This window comes from Nonomuraea rhizosphaerae (assembly GCF_019396405.1).
GTDB lineage: Bacteria > Actinomycetota > Actinomycetes > Streptosporangiales > Streptosporangiaceae > Nonomuraea > Nonomuraea rhizosphaerae.
The window spans coordinates 1-17,350 of sequence record NZ_JAHKRL010000036.1 but is presented as its reverse complement, the minus strand read 5'-3'; the positions used below and the strand labels follow the sequence as shown (position 1 = coordinate 17,350).

15 protein-coding genes and 4 tRNA genes are annotated in these 17,350 nt (G+C 66.1%); 10 read left to right on the top strand and 9 right to left on the bottom strand.

Annotated features, from left to right (window positions below):
* Positions 1-382: 382 nt before the first annotated feature.
* Positions 383-2,944, top strand: a complete 2,562-nt coding sequence (locus KME77_RS01750) for an RHS repeat-associated core domain-containing protein (protein WP_219460869.1) — start codon at positions 383-385, stop codon at positions 2,942-2,944.
* Here KME77_RS01750 and KME77_RS01745 read toward each other — a convergent pair.
* Positions 2,937-3,761, bottom strand: a complete 825-nt coding sequence (locus KME77_RS01745; RefSeq protein ID WP_219460865.1) for a transposase family protein — start codon at positions 3,759-3,761, stop codon at positions 2,937-2,939. The genes KME77_RS01750 and KME77_RS01745 overlap by 8 nt on opposite strands.
* Before the next feature lie 162 nt (positions 3,762-3,923).
* Between KME77_RS01745 and KME77_RS28955 the strand changes: the two genes are divergently transcribed.
* The 4 genes from KME77_RS28955 (at position 3,924) to KME77_RS01725 (ending at position 6,334) form a co-directional block, all read left to right on the top strand.
* The gene (locus KME77_RS28955; protein ID WP_219460862.1) at positions 3,924-4,499 is read left to right on the top strand and encodes a Hint domain-containing protein; all 576 of its coding nucleotides are present in this window, start codon (positions 3,924-3,926) and stop codon (positions 4,497-4,499) included.
* A 117-nt stretch (positions 4,500-4,616) separates the two neighbouring features.
* A complete protein-coding gene (locus KME77_RS01735) occupies positions 4,617-5,441 on the top strand; it encodes a transposase family protein (RefSeq protein WP_219460859.1) in 825 nt (274 codons plus the stop codon).
* Between the two features lie 44 nt (positions 5,442-5,485).
* Positions 5,486-5,830, top strand: a complete 345-nt coding sequence (locus KME77_RS30440; RefSeq protein WP_219460856.1) for a ribonuclease domain-containing protein — start codon at positions 5,486-5,488, stop codon at positions 5,828-5,830.
* A gap of 9 nt (positions 5,831-5,839) precedes the next feature.
* The gene (locus KME77_RS01725; protein WP_219460853.1) at positions 5,840-6,334 is read left to right on the top strand and encodes a barstar family protein; all 495 of its coding nucleotides are present in this window, start codon (positions 5,840-5,842) and stop codon (positions 6,332-6,334) included.
* A gap of 1,120 nt (positions 6,335-7,454) precedes the next feature.
* Here the strand turns inward: KME77_RS01725 and KME77_RS01720 are convergent.
* Together KME77_RS01720 and KME77_RS01715 are read right to left on the bottom strand one after the other, a co-directional pair.
* Positions 7,455-7,530 (bottom strand) — tRNA-Lys (locus tag KME77_RS01720).
* Between the two features lie 56 nt (positions 7,531-7,586).
* Positions 7,587-8,759 (bottom strand): acyl-CoA dehydrogenase family protein, encoded by a 1,173-nt coding sequence (locus KME77_RS01715; RefSeq protein WP_219460849.1) that lies wholly within the window; start codon positions 8,757-8,759, stop codon positions 7,587-7,589.
* Positions 8,760-8,934: 175 nt separating this feature from the next.
* On the opposite strand from KME77_RS01715, the gene KME77_RS01710 reads away from it, so the two are divergent.
* Positions 8,935-9,219, top strand: coding sequence for a PspC domain-containing protein (locus tag KME77_RS01710; protein ID WP_219460844.1), 285 nt, complete (start codon positions 8,935-8,937; stop codon positions 9,217-9,219).
* On the opposite strand, the gene KME77_RS01705 is transcribed toward KME77_RS01710, so the two are convergent.
* Complete coding sequence (locus KME77_RS01705) at positions 9,220-10,503, bottom strand: MFS transporter (protein ID WP_308250497.1); 1,284 nt, start codon at positions 10,501-10,503, stop codon at positions 9,220-9,222. It lies immediately after the preceding gene.
* A 109-nt stretch (positions 10,504-10,612) separates the two neighbouring features.
* On the bottom strand, positions 10,613-10,963 hold the full coding sequence (locus tag KME77_RS01700; protein ID WP_246609014.1) for a metallopeptidase family protein: 351 nt from the start codon (positions 10,961-10,963) through the stop codon (positions 10,613-10,615).
* A 33-nt stretch (positions 10,964-10,996) separates the two neighbouring features.
* Between KME77_RS01700 and KME77_RS01695 the strand changes: the two genes are divergently transcribed.
* The 4 genes from KME77_RS01695 (at position 10,997) to KME77_RS01680 (ending at position 12,871) form a co-directional block, all read left to right on the top strand.
* Positions 10,997-12,559 carry a metallophosphoesterase family protein gene (locus KME77_RS01695; RefSeq protein ID WP_219460835.1) on the top strand — a complete coding sequence of 521 codons (1,563 nt, stop codon included), beginning with the start codon at positions 10,997-10,999 and terminating at the stop codon, positions 12,557-12,559.
* Positions 12,560-12,632: transfer RNA gene (locus KME77_RS01690), tRNA-Glu, on the top strand. It begins immediately after the preceding gene.
* Between the two features lie 82 nt (positions 12,633-12,714).
* Positions 12,715-12,789, top strand: a tRNA-Asp gene (locus KME77_RS01685).
* Between the two features lie 5 nt (positions 12,790-12,794).
* A tRNA-Phe gene (locus tag KME77_RS01680) sits at positions 12,795-12,871 on the top strand.
* A gap of 736 nt (positions 12,872-13,607) precedes the next feature.
* Here KME77_RS01680 and KME77_RS29695 read toward each other — a convergent pair.
* The 4 genes from KME77_RS29695 to KME77_RS01660 form a co-directional block, all read right to left on the bottom strand.
* Positions 13,608-15,626 (bottom strand): cellulose binding domain-containing protein, encoded by a 2,019-nt coding sequence (locus KME77_RS29695; RefSeq protein ID WP_219460832.1) that lies wholly within the window; start codon positions 15,624-15,626, stop codon positions 13,608-13,610.
* A 161-nt stretch (positions 15,627-15,787) separates the two neighbouring features.
* Entirely contained in the window at positions 15,788-16,075 is a 288-nt protein-coding gene (locus tag KME77_RS01670; protein WP_246609013.1) for a hypothetical protein, read from the bottom strand.
* Positions 16,075-16,440, bottom strand: a complete 366-nt coding sequence (locus KME77_RS01665) for an ArsR/SmtB family transcription factor (protein ID WP_246609012.1) — start codon at positions 16,438-16,440, stop codon at positions 16,075-16,077. Before KME77_RS01665 ends, KME77_RS01670 begins: the two co-directional genes overlap by 1 nt.
* A 213-nt stretch (positions 16,441-16,653) precedes the next feature.
* On the bottom strand, positions 16,654-17,350 hold a 697-nt coding region (locus KME77_RS01660), incomplete at its 5' end, for a hypothetical protein (protein WP_219460829.1).

Genomic DNA, 17,350 nt, shown 5'->3' with positions numbered 1-17,350 from the left:
TCGATCTCGCGTACGCGAACCCGCTCAGCCACAAACAGAGTCTGAGGCGATCACACCGACCGAGGTGGGACCTTGATCGGCGTGTCCCTACGAAACGGGGCAAACCCAAGATGATGCGGCACTAGCCCGCACCGACTACGCGTACGACGCCGCCAACCGTCGCCTGTCGGAGACGTTCGATCCGGCCCGCCTGGCCCGCAAGACCGTCTACACCTACGACGCCAACAACAACGTCCTCACGACCACCCAGTCTGCGGCGAACACCAGCCGTACCGAAATCACGGCGTACACCTACAACAAGGAGAACCTCCTCACCCAGACCACGGTCAAGAACGACGGACAGGACCTGACCCAGACCTGGACCCTGGACGACCGAGGCCTGGTGGAGAGCACGACCGACCCGCGCGGCAACCTCCCCAGCGCCGACGCGGCCGCCTACACCGTCAACTATCGCTATGACGACGCCGGGCGCCTGGCGGAGAGGAAGGCGCCCACCGTCCAGATCGAGAAGAACGGAACCGCCCAGCCCGGCCGCCCGACCACACGCTTCGGCTACGACACCGTGGGCCACCAGACGCACGAGGTCGACGCCGAAGGACGGCTGACCACCTCCGGCTTCGACCGCGCCGACCGGCTGACCTCGATCACCGGGATGCCCTACACTCCACCGGGCGGAACGGCCCTCACTCCGAGCATCACCCACGCCTACGACGCCGCCGGACGTCTGACCAGGACCACCGACCCGCGTGGGAACGCCACCAGCTTCGAGTACGACGCGCTGGACAACAGGGTGCGCGTCACCGACCCGCCCGCCGCCCCGGGCCAGCCCGCGGGACAGTGGGTGAACGAGTTCGACAAGGCGGGCGAGCAACTGACCGCCATCGACCCGACCGGCGCCCGCACCCAGGCCACCTACGACGACCTGGGCCGTCAGATCACCCGCACCATCGTCGAACGCAAGCCCGTCGTGGCGTCGTACATCACGAATCTGGAGTACGACGACGCCGGCAACCCGACCAAAGCGATCCTGCCCGGCAACAAGATCACCAGTTACACCGTGAACGCCGTCGGCGAGGTCACCGCCAAGACCGACCCGATGAACAACATCACCAGGTACGACTACGACCTGATCGGCCGCCCCGCCAAGGTCACCGACGCTGAGGAGAACGCCAGCACCGCCGAATACGACCGCGCGGGCCGCCTGACCGGCGTGAAGAACCTGGACAAAACCGGTGCCATCAAGCGTGCGGTCGGCTACGGCTACGACGCCGCCGGCAACCCCACCGAGATCACCTCGGGCGAGGGCCACGTCACCCGCCGCACCTTCGACGCCAGCAACCTCCTGACCCAACTCGTCGAACCCGTCTCCGCCACCGGCTCGATCACCACCACCTTCGGCTACGACGCCACCGGCGCCCGTACCCGGCTCGCCGACGGACGGGGCAACGCCACCTGGACCGGCTACAACACCCTCGGCCTGATCGAGACCCTCACCGAGCCGGTCACCACCGCCCACCCCGCCCTGGCCGACCGCACCTGGACGCACGTCTACGACGCGGCAGGCAACGAGACGGCGCTCATCAAGCCCGGCGGTGTCCGCCTGGACCAGCAGTACGACCAGCTCAACCGCCTCACCAGAAGCAGCGGATCAGGCGCCGGCATCGTCGCCAGCGACAAGACCTACGGCTACGACCTGGCCGACCGCCCCACCACAGTGGGCGACCAGAGCCTGGAGTACAACGACCGCGGCCTGCTCACCAAGCTCACCCCGCCCAGCGGCTCCAACAGCACCTTCGCCTACGACGCCCTCGGCAACCCCACCCAGCGCGTCGACGTGACCGGCACCACCACCTACACCTGGGACAACGCCAGCCGGCTCAGGACCGTCAGCGACCCCGTCAGCGGCCGCACCAACACCTACGACTACGACAAAGCCGACCGCCTGACCACCATCACCTCCACCAACCCGGTCAACACCCAGGCCTACACCTACGACGCCCTCGACCGGCCTCTCACCCAGACGCTGAAGAACAGCACCGGCGGCGAACTCGCCAAGATCACCTACGGCTGGGACGGGGACGACAACCTCACCTCCAAGACCACCAGCGGACTCCCGGGCGCCGGCGCCAACACCTACGGCTACGACCACTCCGGCCGCCTCACCTCCTGGACCGCCCCCGACGGCACCACCACCGCCTACGAATGGGACGCCGCCGGCAACCGCACCAGAGCCGGCAGCAAGACCTACACCTACGACGAACGCAACCGCATGACCTCCGGCGATGGCGGCGACTACACCTACACCCCCCGCGGAACCCTCGCCAGCGCCACCAAGAGCGGCACCACCCGGCACCTGACCTTCGACGCCTTCGACCGGCTCGTCAACGACGGCGACACCGCCTACACCTACGACGCCTTCGACCGGATGAGCAGCCGCCAGAGCGCCTCCGGCCAGCAGCGCTTCGCCTACGCCGGGACCAGCAACGACATCATCACCATCACCGACCAGAACGGCGCCGTCCAATCCAGGTACGGCCGCGACCCGTTCGGCGACCTCACCAGCGTCAAGGACGGAACCGGGCCCGCCCTCGGCGCTTTCACCGACCTGCACAGCGACCTGGTCGCCACCTTCTCCGGCACCGCCGTGGCCACCGCCACCGCCTACAGCCCGTTCGGCGAAATCACCGCCCAGACCGGCACCAGGACCAGCCTCGGCTACCAGAGCGAATACACCGACCCCGACACCGGCACCGTCAACATGTACGCGCGCTGGTACCAGCCCGGCACCGGCACCTTCACCAGCCGCGACGACTGGACCCTACCCGCCACCCCATCCGTCCAGGCCAACCGCTACACCTACGGCAACGCCAGCCCGCTCATCCACCGCGACCCGAACGGCCACGACCCGTGCCGCAGTGACGTTTTCTCACTGAATTTCAGCTGATCCGCCGGTGTTCGAAGTGGACGAGAACAAGGGCGGCTCGGACGAGGTCGCCGATTCTGCTGGGGCTGAGGGTGGTGTGCTGGAGCGCTGTCCAGCGCTCGGTGAGGAGTGCGAAGCCGCGTTCTCCGAGGCTGCGCAGTGCGCGCTGGAGGCCGTTTCGGGTGCGGTTGTCGAGGCTGAGGACGTTGCCGTCGGTGGGTTGTTTGAACGGCACGATGACTCCGTGACCTGCGCCTTGATAGCCGGGGTCGGCCAGGACGGGCATGGTGCTGGTGCGGGGGTAGAGGGCGGGCAGGACGTGGCGGCGGGCGGGTTGGATGTCGGCGATTCCGCCGGGTTCGACGTTGCTGGTCCAGATCGGGAATCCGCCGGGTTCGCACAGTGCCTGGATGTTGCCGCCGAAGTCGCCGGTCTTTCCGGAGAACCAGGCGTCGATCGTTTCGCCTTTGACGCTGGTGGCCTTGATCCGGCACCTGTCGGTGTCGAAGATCTTGCCGTCGAGGATCAGGTGGCCGATGCCGTCGGCGGCGGCGCGGTCCAGGGCCTGATGGAGGTCGGGGGCCTGATCGGCCAGGACGTCGATGGCCTCGTGCAGGTAGCGGTAGGCGGTGGCCTGGGACAGGCCGAAGGCGAGGCCGTGCAGGCGGATGTTGGGTTTGGAGCGGAACCAGGCCAGGGCGAACACGGCGTGGAAGAAGCAGGTCAGACGGCGCGAGCCCGTGGGCGTGCCGCGCCGGCGGCGCTCGGCGTGGAGCAGTCGGCCGACGTAGCGGATGAGTTCACGGGGGACGTCGAGCGTGGCAGGATAGCTGATCAACGTGGAGCCTTCTGCGGCGAGGATCTTGTGGTGAGACCCCTTGTAGCGGAGGCTCCACGTCCGTTTTCGGCAGGTGATGGTCGTCCGCGTGTCTACCCAGACCTGATCGTTCGTGGCCAGGAATGCCCTACTGTCCGAATTAATTAGCCTGAGAAAACGTCAGTGCCCGGCTGGAACGACCTCCCGCAACTTCCCACCCAGCGCCTCTTCGGAACGGACCCGAACTCACCGGAATACCAGACCGGCTACTGGGGCACGGAAGTCCTCTCCTGGTTCATCACTCCGGAGTTGGGCGCTATCAGACCCGGACTCGGCCCTAGGCTCGGCGGCAAGATCCCATGCCTGAACAGCTTCGCGCCCGGCACCCAAGTCCTCATGGCTGACGGAACACACAAGAACATCGAGGACATCAAGGTCGGTGACGAGGTGTGGGCCACCGAGCCGGAGACCGGCGAGGCCGGGGCCAGAAAGGTGACCGCGGTCCACCGAAACACCGACACCGAGATGACCGACGTCGCCATTCGAACCGCAGACGGAGAGTCGGCCACCCTCCACACCACGACGCACCATCCCTTCTGGGACAGCGAGCGAAAAATGTGGGTGAACGCCGGCGACCTGCGTCCAGCGGCCGAACTCCACACAACCTACGGTCAAATCGCCGCTGTGGCAGGGGTACGTAGCTTTGAGTCCATGCGGGTCATGCACAACCTGACAATGAGGTTTTCTCTGCAGGCATAGCGGGCGGAGAGGGGCGAGTGGTGGCGGATGTGGGCGGGTCGCCGTTCCCCTGACACGGGCGTGGAGTCCCCGATAGAAGCGGATATGCAACCATCCGTGCTCGCTCAAGGACTCCACGTGATTTCTTATCATGCCATCCTCGACGTCCCTCGGGAGACCGTTTCCTACGTGCGCCGCCTACTGCGCGCCGAACGCAAGCAACGAGGCACCCGCAAGAACACGCGTGCGCTCACCTGCTGGTGGCAGGCCGTTTTCGGCCTCGTGTGGATGCGCAACGGCGGCGACATCCGCCAACTCGGCCTCGGCTTCGGCATCTCCCAGGCCACCGCCTACCGCTATCGGGACGAAGTGCTCGATGTCCTGGCACAACAGGCACCGCACCTGGCTGAGTCGCTGGAGCGAGCCAAGACCGACGGCACCACCCATCTGATCTTGGACGGGACCCTCGCCAGCATCGACCGCGTCGCCGGGAAGACCACCAGCAAGAAGGGCAAGGAGATCGATGTCTGGTACTCCGGCAAGGCCCACACCTTCGCGGCCAACCTGCAGGCGGTGTTTCTGCCTGATGGATTCCCGATCTGGATATCTGATCCGCTGCCGGGCTCCACACACGACATCACCGCGGCCCGAGAACAGGTTCTCGCCGTCGTCCGCCCGTACCTCAAGACCATGCCGCTGCTCGCCGACTGCGGCTATGAAGGCGCAGGGATCGGGGTGCATGTGCCGGTCAAGCAGCCCGCCGACGGAGGCGAGCTGGATGTTGACACCCGTACCAGAAACGCGCTTCTCCGTTCCCTGCGCTGCCTTGGAGAACGCGGCTTCGCCCTATTGGAACAGCGCTGGCGCACTCTCCGGCATTTGACGATCAGCCCCAGCCGAGTGGGAGACGTGGCCAAAGCTGCGCTCGTCCTCACCCACTTCGAACATGGCAAACTCACCTGAAAGTCGCTGAGAAAACGTCAATCAGCCAACTCCATACCTACTATGTGCTGGCTGGAGAGACGCCCGTCCTCGTTCACAATGCTAGGCCATGCGATATTTCCTTCGGCCCGGTAGCGCAGAAGGCGCACGACACCGCTGATTACGTACTTCAGCACGGATCCCCTCCTCCTGGATATAGGGGAGGAAGAACGTTTGCCAACGACGGTCGCGGAGGGGGTACGATACTCCCTAGAGTCGACGCAAACGGTAATGCAATAACTTATCGAGAATGGGACGTGAATCCGTACACCAGGGGCGTTAACGGGGGAGCGGAAAGAGTGGTAACCGGCAGTGACGGCCGGGCCTACTATACTACTGATCATTACGACACGTTCACTCAGTTCAGGTAGGTCCCGCTCGTGAACTTCCAGACGTTGGCAGAGCGCCTTGCGCATCCTGAACCTCCATGGTTGTACAGGGCCGATCTTGTCGCCGAGGCGCAAACGGTGCAGGTAAATCTAGGAGCTTCGCTAAAAGTCATGATTGCCTGCTTCGACTCGGCAACCATGATGACTCTTGACGACTTCTTTGAAGCTGTCGCTAGCCGACTTTCATTCCCGGATTACTTTAGCCCCAATTGGCCGGCGTTCGAAGAATGCCTTGCTGACATCTATGAATGGCTTTCTGTAGATGTCCTGATCCTGCTCTTTGTCGATTCTGCGGAACTGCTATCGCGCGACAAGGCGGATCTTCCTGCCCTCTTTACGGTATTCGCGAAGGTGGGTTCAGAGCTGGCTGGCGAGATAAGTGAAGGCGAACCCTGGGATCGCCCCTCGGTAGCGTTCCATGCCGTCTTCGACATGGGAATTGAAGCCCATTCGGTGGGTAGGGAACTGCCCCTTCTCTCGATGTGAGAACCGCTTTCGCCGGACCTCCAACGGCTCGGACTTCCACTCGCCTCCGAGCCGGGACCCCGGCGTGCGCGGGGAGCACTCTCGATGACCTGCATCGCTATCCCGTGAGGGGCGTCAGATTGAACACTTTCGGGAATTCGGACATCTCGGACATTGGTTGTTGTCTCGCACGGGACGGGGCACCACCGTAGAAGTTAGCGCGTGCCGCGAGGCGCGTGTGGCCGTGGCCCGTCCGCATTGTTGCCGATGCTGCTGGCGTGCTGGCGTGCTGGCGCGTGGACGCCTCGTAGGCCATCAGCGAATGGTGCGCCCTCCGAGCGCGAGCCGGTCTTCGGGTTTGGTGCTCCTGGTTGAACCGGCGTGGGGGCGTAGGGGTGTGGCCGGGGCCGCTGCGAGGGTTGGTGGAGAGGCTTGGTGACCGCTGGCTGATCGGGTTGTCGGCTGGGGTCACCCCGGCGACTGGCAGGTCAGATGTCGAATCGTGTGAGCCGGTCACCGAGCGGCCATCGGAGCGCCGAAGCCTTCCACCGTCTGGATGCCGCCCGTGAATGCTGCAGCCTCGCCGTCACCAGCAACATCCATCCCTCTTGCGGCTTGGATGCAGAAACTGCGCGTCGGCTGGCGTGGCAGTGAGCATGAAGACGACAGCGGCGCCCGACAGCGTGGTAGGAGGGACCATGATCCTCTGTTTCGGTGAGCAGGCACGAGACGCGGCCACGGCGGATTGGTGCCCGCCCGATTTCGCAGGTCGGCGTCTTTCCGGCATGGCCCGGTCAACACTTGCCGGGGCAGTTCATACCGCTGCGGCGAGGCGTCGTGGACTCTGCCGCGGAAGGCGGCTTCACCCATGTTTGGACAGGTCTGCACGCACGCCGGGCGTGTCCCGCCTGCAGCCCTTTGCGCCCTGCCTTTGTGTTGTGCGTCGTACGGGCCTGGCTTTACACCCCGCCCCGGGCGGCCGACAGCGGCCAGCGCAAACCGGCGCGATTCGCTCCCGCGATCGGCCCGCCGATGCGCCGGACGCATGCCGAAGAGCACACCACGAGCACCAACACGGCCGTCTCCACCTTGCGAAAGACGGCCGAGAACCGAGAAACCGCAGGTCAGATAGGGTAGAGGATGGTAGGGCGCCCGGGGCTCGAACCCGGAACCTACGGATTAAAAGTCCGCAGCTCTGCCAATTGAGCTAACGCCCCCAGCAACAGCAAGGGTACAGAGATTACCGCCCCTCACGCGACGCTCTTAAGTCCCCTCACCGGTAAGCGGACAGCCCCGTCAGCGCCTCTCCCAGCACCAGTGTGTGGATCTCTTCAGTGCCCTCGTACGTCAGCACACTCTCCAAGTTGTTCATGTGCCTGATCACAGGGTACTCCAGCGTGATCCCGTTCCCGCCCAAGATCGTGCGGGCCTGGCGGGCGATGTCGAGGGCGGCGCGTACGTTGGCGAGCTTGCCGAAGCTGATCTGGCGCGGCTCCAGTTGGCCGGCGTCCTTCAGGGAGCCCAGGTGGAGGGCGGTCAGGCCGGCTTGGGTGGCGGCGACGTACATCCAGGCGAGTTTCTGCTGGGTGAGCTGGAAGGCGCCGATCGGCTTGGAGAACTGGACGCGGGTCTTGGCGTACGCGACCGCGGCCTCCAGGCAGGCGCGGGCGGCGCCGACGACGCCCCACACGATGCCGTAGCGGGCCTCGGAGAGGCAGGAGAGCGGGCCCTTCAGGCCGGAGACGTCGGGGAGCACGGCGGTGGCGGGCAGGCGTACGTCGTCGAAGTAGAGGGACGCGGTGATGGATGCCCTAAGGGACATCTTCTTGTGGATCTCAGGGGCGGAGAAGCCTGGGGTGTCGGTGGGGACGACGAAGCCGCGGATGCCGTCGTCGGTCTGTGCCCAGACGACCGCTACGTCCGCGATGGAGCCGTTGGTGATCCACATCTTGGAGCCGTTCAGGATCCAGTCGGAGCCGTCGCGTTTGGCGTACGTGCGCATGCCGGACGGGTCGGAGCCGTGGTCGGGCTCGGTGAGGCCGAAGCAGCCGATCGCCTCACCGGCGGCCATCCGGGGCAGCCATTCCTCTTTCTGCTCGGGGGAGCCGTAACGCCATATAGGGAACATGGCCAGAGAGCCTTGAACCGAGACGAACGACCGCAGACCGGAGTCTCCGGCTTCGAGCTCGCGGCAGGCGACGCCGTACGAGATGGCGTCCGTGCCGGCGCAGCCGTAGCCCTGGAGGTGCATGCCGAGCAGGCCGAGCGAGCCCAGCTCGGGCGCGAGCTCGCGGGCGGGGAAGGTGGCCTCCTCGAACCAGTCGCCGACGTGCGGGAGGACGCGGTCGGTGACGAAGGATCTGACCGTGTCGCGGATCAGCCGCTGGTCGCCGTCGAGCCGATCGTCCAGGCGCAGCAGGTCTTCCAGGCGCAGCCGGTCTTCCATCGAGCCTCCCACCGTAAAAGCCGTGAGCCCGTCGAGCCTCTCAGCGTGAAGCCGTCAGCCCTGAGCCGTGGAGCGGCGGGCTTCGAGCCCCGGTCGTGAGCAGTAAGGGCCTACCAGGGTTCTACCAGGGGGAATCCTGATGTGCGAACGCGGGCCCGAAGGGCACTCTTGAGGCATGAGCGAATACAACGTCAAGCAGCTTCGCAGGACCACCAACGGCCGGATCGTCGCGGGTGTCTGCTCCGGTATCGGAGAGTACGTCGGCATCGATGCGAACCTCGTGCGGGTCGTCCTGGCTATTGCCACTCTGTTCGGTGGCGCCGGGGTCGCCGTGTACGCGGCGGGCTGGCTGCTCATGCCGGAAGAGGGCAGGAACACCTCGATCGTCCAGGACCTCCTGAACAAGCAGCAGAACAAGGGCACCACCGACTGGGGCGGCGAGCAGAAGCCGCAGCAGTGATCAGGTCGCTGCCTGGGCCTCGGCCTGGGAGGAGCTGCCGCCACGAGACTCGGCCCAGATCATCGACAGGACGGCCGCGGCCGTCACACCGCTGATCCCGGCCAGCGCCACCACCGGCTCCGGGCCGAGTCTCTCCGCGGCGAACCCGCCGACCAGGATGCCGATGCCCTGCACGGCCATCAGGCCCGACTGTACGAGGCCGAACGCCTGGCCTCGCTGTTCGGGCGGTACTTGCTGAACGAAGGCGGCATTGGCAGCGAGCTGGTACGCCCCGCCCATCCCCGACAGAACCCATGCCGCCAGCACAACGGCCAACGGAGGCCGCATCGCCGTCACGACCAGCGGCAAGCAGCTCAACATGGCCATCCACCCCATCAGCCGCAATCGCCGTGAAGGCGTGACGAACCTGCTGAAGAGGAACGCGCCGATCACCGTTCCCGTCGGCATCGCCGCCATCAGCAGCCCAGTGATCACCGGTACGGGAAGCGTGCCGGTGCTGAGCTTGGCCGCGTACGGCACGGCGATGCCCTCCGGCAGGATGTAGAAGCCGCACAACCAGGCGAAGAGCACGAGGGTGCGGAGCTTCCGGTCACCGAAGACAAGCCGGGCGCCTGCCCTCGTCATGGTCCACATGGACGGCTTCCCGCCGTCGACCATGACCGCGGGGCGACGGCGTACACCGGTGACCAGAATCAGCGCGGACGCCAGGAAAGTGGCCGCGTTCAATGCGAGTGCCCGGTACGGGCCCATGGCGGCGATCATGGCGCCGCCGAGCGCGAAGCCGAGCATCTGCACGGCCTGGTTCGTCATGTTCTGCAACGCGGAGCCGACGACGTACCTGTCGCCCTCCAGCACCTCGGGCAGCAACGCGGCTCGCGCGGCCGAGAACGGCGCGCTGAGCAGCACCACGAGGAACACCAATCCGCACAGAAGCGGAAAGGGCACGCCGGGCAGCGCCATCACCGCCACAAGCGCCGCACGCAGGACATCGCACGTGACCATCACCCCTCTGCGCGCGAACCGGTCGGCCAGCCCGGCCAGGAGCGGGCCCCCGGCGATGGACGGCAGGTAGGTCAGCGCGTAGACGGCCGCCGTGGCGAGCGGCGACCCGGTGCGGTTGTAGACGAGTACGGCGAGCGCCACCTGGGCGAGCTGATCGCCGAGCAGCGACAGGCCCTGGCCGTACCAGAGAGCGCGAAACTCCCTGATGGCGATGACCTCGCCGTATGTGGCTTGACTGTCCAGGTCACGGCGATGCCGCACCGGCAGCCGTCGTGCCCGCATGGCCCCCATTGGACTCCGCTGTGCCTGACTCAGAGTGTTCGCTATGTCACCTAAGGTGCCCGATCACAGGTCAGGCCGCAACCTAAAGGAGCCAACCCATTGCGAAGCGTTACCATCCCAGCTCGTGGAGGCGGGCGTCGTCGATGCCGAAATGGTGCCCCACTTCGTGAACGACCGTGATGCGGACCTCGTCGATCACGTCATCCTCGGTATCGCAAATCTGGCATATGGGATTGCGGTAGATCTCTATGCGGTCGGGCAAAACTGCTGAGTACCAGTCACCGCGTTCTGTGAGGGGGATCCCGGTGTACAGGCCGAGCAGGTGGGGCTCGGGCGGATCGTCGACCACCGTGACGACGACATTGCTCATCATCCGGGTCAGCTCCGGAGGGATCGTGTCCAACGCCTCGGCCACGAGCTCCTCGAACCTCTTCCGCGAAACCTCCATCACTCTTGCCATTCTGCCCGCCCGTTCGGGTAGGCAAGAAACTGTATGAAGTTCGCTCACAGGTTGAAGGCGGTCGTCCAGTCGCGGGTGACGAAGGCCGTGGCCGTCCTCTTCGTGGCCGCGGTCGGGGCCTGGCTCGGCATTTTCCTCAGCGGAACCGTCAAGTCCCAGGTCGGGCCGGTCGAGACGGGGATGTCCCTCCGCCCCGCGTGGAGCGGCGAGACGATCGTGGACGCCAGCCCGCTCGGCACGCTCACGTTCCGCACCCATGACGCCCCGCTCCGCCTCCGCATATCCCTGGAGAACATCGACCAGGACCGCGCGAAGGCGCTCATAGAGGACCCGCGCCTGGCGGACCGGCTGCCCGGGATCATCGAGCGGGACCTGCTCGACGGCGTGCGCGCGCTGCTGATCCGCTCGCTGCTCTGCGCGGGCGCGGGGGCGCTGATCGCGGTCCTGATGGTGTTCAGGCGGCCCAGGGTGGCCCTTCTCGGGCTGCTGGCCACCTCGGTCGCGCTCGCCGGCACCAGCGCGCTCGCGGCGCTCACGTTCCGCCCCAACTCGCTCGTGGAGCCGCGCTACTCGGGGCTGATCGCCGCCGCGCCGTCACTCGTGGGCAGCGCGGAGTCGATCGTGACGAAGTTCGAGTCGTACCGGTCGCAGCTCACCAAGCTCGTGACGAACGTCTCGAAGCTGTACGACACCGTCTCGACCCTGCCGTTGTACGACGCCGACCCGCGTTCCATTCGTGTGCTGCACGTCTCCGACATTCACCTCAACCCCATCGCCTGGAACGTCATCCGCTCACTCAAGGACCAGTTCAAGGCCGACATGATCATCGACACGGGCGACATCTCCGACCACGGCACCAAGGCGGAGAACAAGTTCGTGGACGAGATCAGCACGCTCGGCGTCCCGTACGTCTACGTACGCGGCAACCACGACTCGATGGTCACCCAGAAAGCGGTCGCCAAGCAGAAGAACGCCATAGTCCTGGACGACAAGGCGCAGAAGGTGGCCGGCCTCACCATCTACGGACTGGGTGATCCCCGCTTCACCCCCGACAAGACCGTTGATGTCGCCTCGGACCCCAACACCCTCGCACAGTTCGCGCGATCGCACCTGCCCTCGGTCGCCAAGCCCGACGTCATCGCCGTGCACGACCCCGACATCGGCCGTGGCTTCTCCGGCTCGGCCCCGATCATCCTCGCAGGTCACACCCACGCGCGCGCCACCAGTGTGCTGCCGACCGGAACCCGCCTCCTCGTCCAGGGGTCCACGGGCGGCGCCGGCCTGCGGGCCCTCGAACACCCCCAGCCGACCCCCGTACAGGCCTCTGTCCTGTACTTCGACAAAGAGACCAGACGCCTGCAGGCCTGGGACGACATCACGCTCGGCGGCCTCGGCGAGCAGTCCGTGTACGTCCAGCGTCACGTGGAGACCGACCCTGGACGTATGATTTCTCCAGAGCCAACGAACGCCCCGTCGCCAACGGGATCGGTCACTGGCACGACAACGCCGGCCGCCGGTTCGCCACTTTGGCATCAAGGGCAATCGTCCCCTATGCTTCAGAGGTCTCCGACGGAAGGCGACAGGGAAAGTTCCTGAGCCCCCATCGTCTAGCGGCCTAGGACACCGCCCTTTCAAGGCGGCGGCACGGGTTCGAATCCCGTTGGGGGCACCGCGAAGCGCCTGGCGCACCGCAAATCGGCTGGCCGAAGGCCACCGGGGAGCTGGTAAGCTAAGCGAGTCGCAAACAGCAAGGTCCTGTAGAGCAGTTTGGAGTGCTCGCCACCCTGTCAAGGTGGAGGTCGCGGGTTCAAGTCCCGTCAGGACCGCTCTAGGTCAGGTAGCTCAGTTGGTACGAGCGTCCGCCTGAAAAGCGGAAGGTCGGCAGTTCGACCCTGCCCCTGACCACCAGCTTTGAACAGCAAGAATGCCCCGAACGGATCATCGTTCGGGGTTTTTGATGTTCAGCGACAGCAACACCGGCGTGCTGTGATGTGACTCCTGGTCTGAGGACCTAAGGTAAGCGCCCGCGCGTACCCACCCGTGCAGAGTGGACGCGATGACACGACGGCCAACGGCTGGATTCACAGAGTGTGCCTGATGTCATGGCTGGTCGATGTCGATAAACCATGATCGCAGGACGAGTTCATCGCAGGATGTTGGTAAGCGTCTGCGCTTACCTTGCTTGGGGTCCAGGTCGACTCGCTGGCTGCGAAGCCGAACTGGCCCGGGTGTTCACCCGTCCGCCCTATCTCAAGAGCGAGATCAACGCCACGAGCAAGGTTGTCAACCCAGCAGCGGCGTTGAGGATGGGGACCACCCTCGCCCATACATCGCGGGACCTACTCCGACGGCGTCCTGTCATCGATATCACCTCCTCACCTCAGGTGTTGAGCTCGATACACCTGCAGGCGAGGGGGTAGATGGGCCCACTATGCATGCACTTGCCTTCAGCGTGGACGACTTGCCTCGCTGAAGCTGCTTCTGGAAGGCCCGTGTCCGAAGGCTGAAACGAAAGAGTGGTTGTCCTGCCTGAAAGGTGAGGACGGAGCGTGTGGGTTCCGTTCGCTGAGGGGTCTGGTCGGTGCTTGTCGGCGGATTGAGTCCGTGACGATGGAAGCTTGATGTGCCTCCCTGGTCGGTGGGTTCAGTGGGTGGTGCAGACGGTTCCGTTGAGGGTGAAGACCGTGGGCAGGACGTTCGGGCCGCTGTAGTTGCCGACGAAGCCGATCGTCGTCGACGCTCCGGTCGGCAGGGAGCCGCTGCCGGGGGAGCTGACGGCCTTGACGGACTGGCCGGTCTGGGTCCAGTCGGCGCTCCAGCCGCTGCCCAGGCTCTGCCAGGTTCTCGGCCAGGTGAAGTCGAGGGTCCAGCCGTTGAGAGGGGCGCCGTTGTTGGTGAGGTCGATGGCGCCGACATAGCCGCTGCCCCAGTCCGTCTGGACGGTCAGGCGCGCCGTGCACGAGCTGGTGGCGGGGGTGGCGGTCGTGAACGTCAGCGGCGGGGAGGACCACGAGAGGGCGCCGCCGGTGTCGCGGGCGATCACGTTGACGGTGTAGCGGGTGCCCGGGGTGAGGTTGTTCACGGTGAACGAGGTGCCGGGGGTCTCGCCCAGTTGCTCGGTGATGGCGCCGTTCTGGCGGTGGAGCTCGTACTTGGCTATCGGGCGGGGGCCGGGGGAGGCGGCGGGCCAGGAGATGGTGGCGGTCTTGTCGGTCACGTTGGATAGCGTCGGCTGGCCGGGGGCGGTGGGGCGGCCGGTCGAGGGGGCGGCCGGGCGCAGGGTGATCGTGGTCAGCGAGAGCGGGGGCAGGGGCTGGCCGGCGGTTGTGGTGGTGATGGTGGTGGCGCCGTTCGTGTGGGTCAGGGCGGTGGGGGCGAGGGTGAAGCCGGGGGCGGCGAGGGTGACGGGGTAGGGCGTGCCGGGGGAGGTGTTGATCAGGAGGACGGCCAGGTCGCCGTTGGGGCGGCGGGTCGCGTGGGCGGTGACCTTGGGCTGGTCGGTGGCGGCGCGGATGAGCTGGTCGCCGGGGCGGGCGAACTTGCTCAGCATCTGGATGGCGTAATACGGGGCGAAGGGGGTGTTGAGCGGGGGCTCACAGGTGGCGCCGTCCGAGGTGCAGGTCGCGCTCGACAGCAGGCCGAAGTCGCCGTAGTCGGTCTGGCCTTCGACCTGGGTGACGGGGCCGATGCCATTGTGGACGTTCCACCAGTCGACGGTGAAGACGCCGTTCGCCAGGAGTGTCGCGTACGCGTCGGCGGCAGCCAGCGCGCCGGGCTGGGTGGTCGTGCCGGCGCTGCTGGAGCCGGTGTTGAACTCGGTCATCGCGATCCCGATCCGGTCGGATCCGGCGCCGGCGTACGCGGTGATCTGCCGGCGGGTGAGGTGAATCATGTCGGGGACGTGCGAGGCGCGGTCCAGGGCGCCCGGGTACCAGTGCAGGATGACGAAGTCGATCTTCGGGCCGGCGGCCGAGAGGACGACCTTGTTCCAGGTGCCGCTGTCGCCCTCGGCCGTGATGCCGTCGGGCCAGTTCGCGGGGGTGGTCAGCACGGCGCCGATCTTGATGGTGGGGTCGGCGGCCTTCATCGCGTCGGCGTAGGCGACCACGTGGCGGGCGTACTCGGCCGGGCTCTTGTCGGCGTGGTCGTCGGCCTCCCAGGCGGCGCCGTAGTGGCCGTTGCCGTAGTTCTCGTTGCCGATCTCCCAGTACTTGATGCCATAGCCCTTGCTCTTGGCCGAACGCACCCAGGCGGCGGCCTCCTCGGCGGTGCCGGTGCCGTAGTTCGCGGTCACAATCGCCTGGGCGCCGGTGCGCCGTACGCCCTTCATGAACGTGTCGAAGTCGGTGTGGGGTGCTACGTAGCCGCCTGGGGCGGTGTGATCGGCCCAGTGGTAGATGTCCGAGTACGAGCCGCCGGGGTAGCGCAGCAGCTTCACGCCCGCGTCCTTGAGGCGGTCGGCGGTCTCGTCGGTGCCCAGGTTCGTGTCCCAGATCGCATGGTTCGTACCGATGCCGGTCTCGGGGACGGTGGCGAGGGCGGCGCGGGTGTTGACGGTCACGGCGACCGGGGGGACCTCGTCGGCGTACGACGGGGTGGCGTTCAGGGAGTTCAGGGCGGTCAGCGTCAGCAGGAGTGCGGACGCGACTCGTAGGAGGATCATCGGAGCACCTCGCCATGGGTAGCGGCATTCTCACGACGCCTCCTCCTGCCTAGGAGGCACCATGATCATGAGCTGCGGTGGCGGGGGCGGTCAAACAACGGTGAAACTTTCACGCCCTCGGTGAGGGCTTGTGAAGTGGGGGGCTTGTGAAAAGGCGGGGGTTACTCGACGGTGCGGAGGATCTGTTCGATCGATGCCGTTCTTGAACGGAGTTCGGCCAGGTCGGCGGCCGCTCTCTGCTGGGCGTCCAAGGTGCTTTCCGCGAGCTGCTCGAAACGGTGCACGAGCTGGCGCATGTCGTCCGCCCTCGCCGCCTCGGCCTTCGTCTTGCGCGACTCGAACATCCCCACGATGACAATGGCGATCAGAAAGGCCACCAGGAGCAGCACGCCGAGGAGGAGGATCACTTCCGGCCAGGACATCGCCTCGTCCGCGCCTAATAATGCCATCAGGACTGCTCCTTGGATCCGGGACCCTTCTCCGGGTCCGGCCTGGTCAATGTCTTGGCCGCCTCGGCCAGCGCCGAGGCGGTCAGGTGCAGGCTGAAGTCGGAGACTTCGTAGTACTTCATCGCCTTGCCGTCCTCGGACAACTCAAGGCTGCCGACGATCAGGCCGGCGGCTTCGAGGCGCCGCAGGTGCATGTGGAGCAGGGGGCGGCTGACGCCGATCTCGCGGGCCAGGTGGCTGACATAGTCACGGCCGTTGGCCAGCGTGGCGACGATGAGCAGCCGAAGCGGGTTGGCCAGCGCCGCCAGCATCTCGACCAGGTCGTCGCCGGTTGGCTCGGCCTTGGTCATGTCTGCCTTTCGCATGTAACAACTTTTTTACGGGTCCACCGTAACATCGGGTGATCAGGGGCGGCAATGAACGCTCGTCCAACGGGCTGGGCGTGGCGCACGATGCGTTGTCCAGCCCGTTCACCGGGCGAGGCGTGGTGCGTTGTCCAGCCTGTTCGCCGGCTCGGACACCGTGCATGTCCGTTGGCGGGTTCGGAGCGCGGCCGCCCCCGATCGGCCGCGATGGATCTAGCGGTACTTGTAGAGCCTGGTCCCGACGCGGCGGTTGTGGTCGAAGACCGAGGCTCGATACATGCTCACCCCGGTCTCACCGTGCTCCGCCTTTCCACAGGTGTCGGTCCCGGCCAGTTGGTGGATCTCGAAGCGGGCCGTCGGGTCGCCGCCGATGAAGTATTCCGCCCGCGCCTGGTGCTTGTCGGCGCTGGTGTCGCAGGCGAAGACCACCGTTTTGTTGCCGGTGAAGCAGAGAATGGCGGCGTTCTTCGTGGACGTGCAGATCTGCGAGCGGGCACGGGCGGCGGAAGGCGTCACCCGCGTCTCTCGTTTGATCGGGTATTTGGTGACGTTGTTCACCGTTTTCCAGCGGCTGTGTCTGACGCGGTGATTGCCGCGGTAAATCGCGGCCCTGAACGTCACGGTCTTGCTGACCTCGCGGGTTCCGCGCACTTCGCCTTCACCGGCCAGGTTGTGGATGACGTACTTGGTGCCGAGATAACCGTGCAGGTAATACTCGATCGCGGCGTGGACCCTGTCGCTTCTCGTGTCCTCGATCGTCACCCCCGGACGGTCGCTCTCGTCCGGGCCCACGCACGCCTTCGCCCCCCTGACGCGGACGCACACGGGCTTCTCGACGCTCTCGACGGCGGCCGGCGTCGTGGTGACGGCGGCTCCCGTACTGATGGCGGCTTCCGGAGTGACGGCGGCC

What these genes read in the sequence shown, in the direction of transcription:
- KME77_RS01715 (WP_219460849.1), bottom strand. Translation starts at nt 8,759, where the DNA reads ATGGAAGACCGGCTGCGCCTGGAAGACCTGCTGCGCCTGGACGATCGG.
- KME77_RS01710 (WP_219460844.1), top strand. Translation starts at nt 8,935, where the DNA reads ATGAGCGAATACAACGTCAAGCAGCTTCGCAGGACCACCAACGGCCGG.
- KME77_RS01705 (WP_308250497.1), bottom strand. Translation starts at nt 10,503, where the DNA reads ATGCGGGCACGACGGCTGCCGGTGCGGCATCGCCGTGACCTGGACAGT.
- KME77_RS01700 (WP_246609014.1), bottom strand. Translation starts at nt 10,963, where the DNA reads ATGGCAAGAGTGATGGAGGTTTCGCGGAAGAGGTTCGAGGAGCTCGTG.
- KME77_RS01695 (WP_219460835.1), top strand. Translation starts at nt 10,997, where the DNA reads ATGAAGTTCGCTCACAGGTTGAAGGCGGTCGTCCAGTCGCGGGTGACG.
- KME77_RS29695 (WP_219460832.1), bottom strand. Translation starts at nt 15,626, where the DNA reads ATGATCCTCCTACGAGTCGCGTCCGCACTCCTGCTGACGCTGACCGCC.
- KME77_RS01670 (WP_246609013.1), bottom strand. Translation starts at nt 16,075, where the DNA reads ATGGCATTATTAGGCGCGGACGAGGCGATGTCCTGGCCGGAAGTGATC.
- KME77_RS01665 (WP_246609012.1), bottom strand. Translation starts at nt 16,440, where the DNA reads ATGCGAAAGGCAGACATGACCAAGGCCGAGCCAACCGGCGACGACCTG.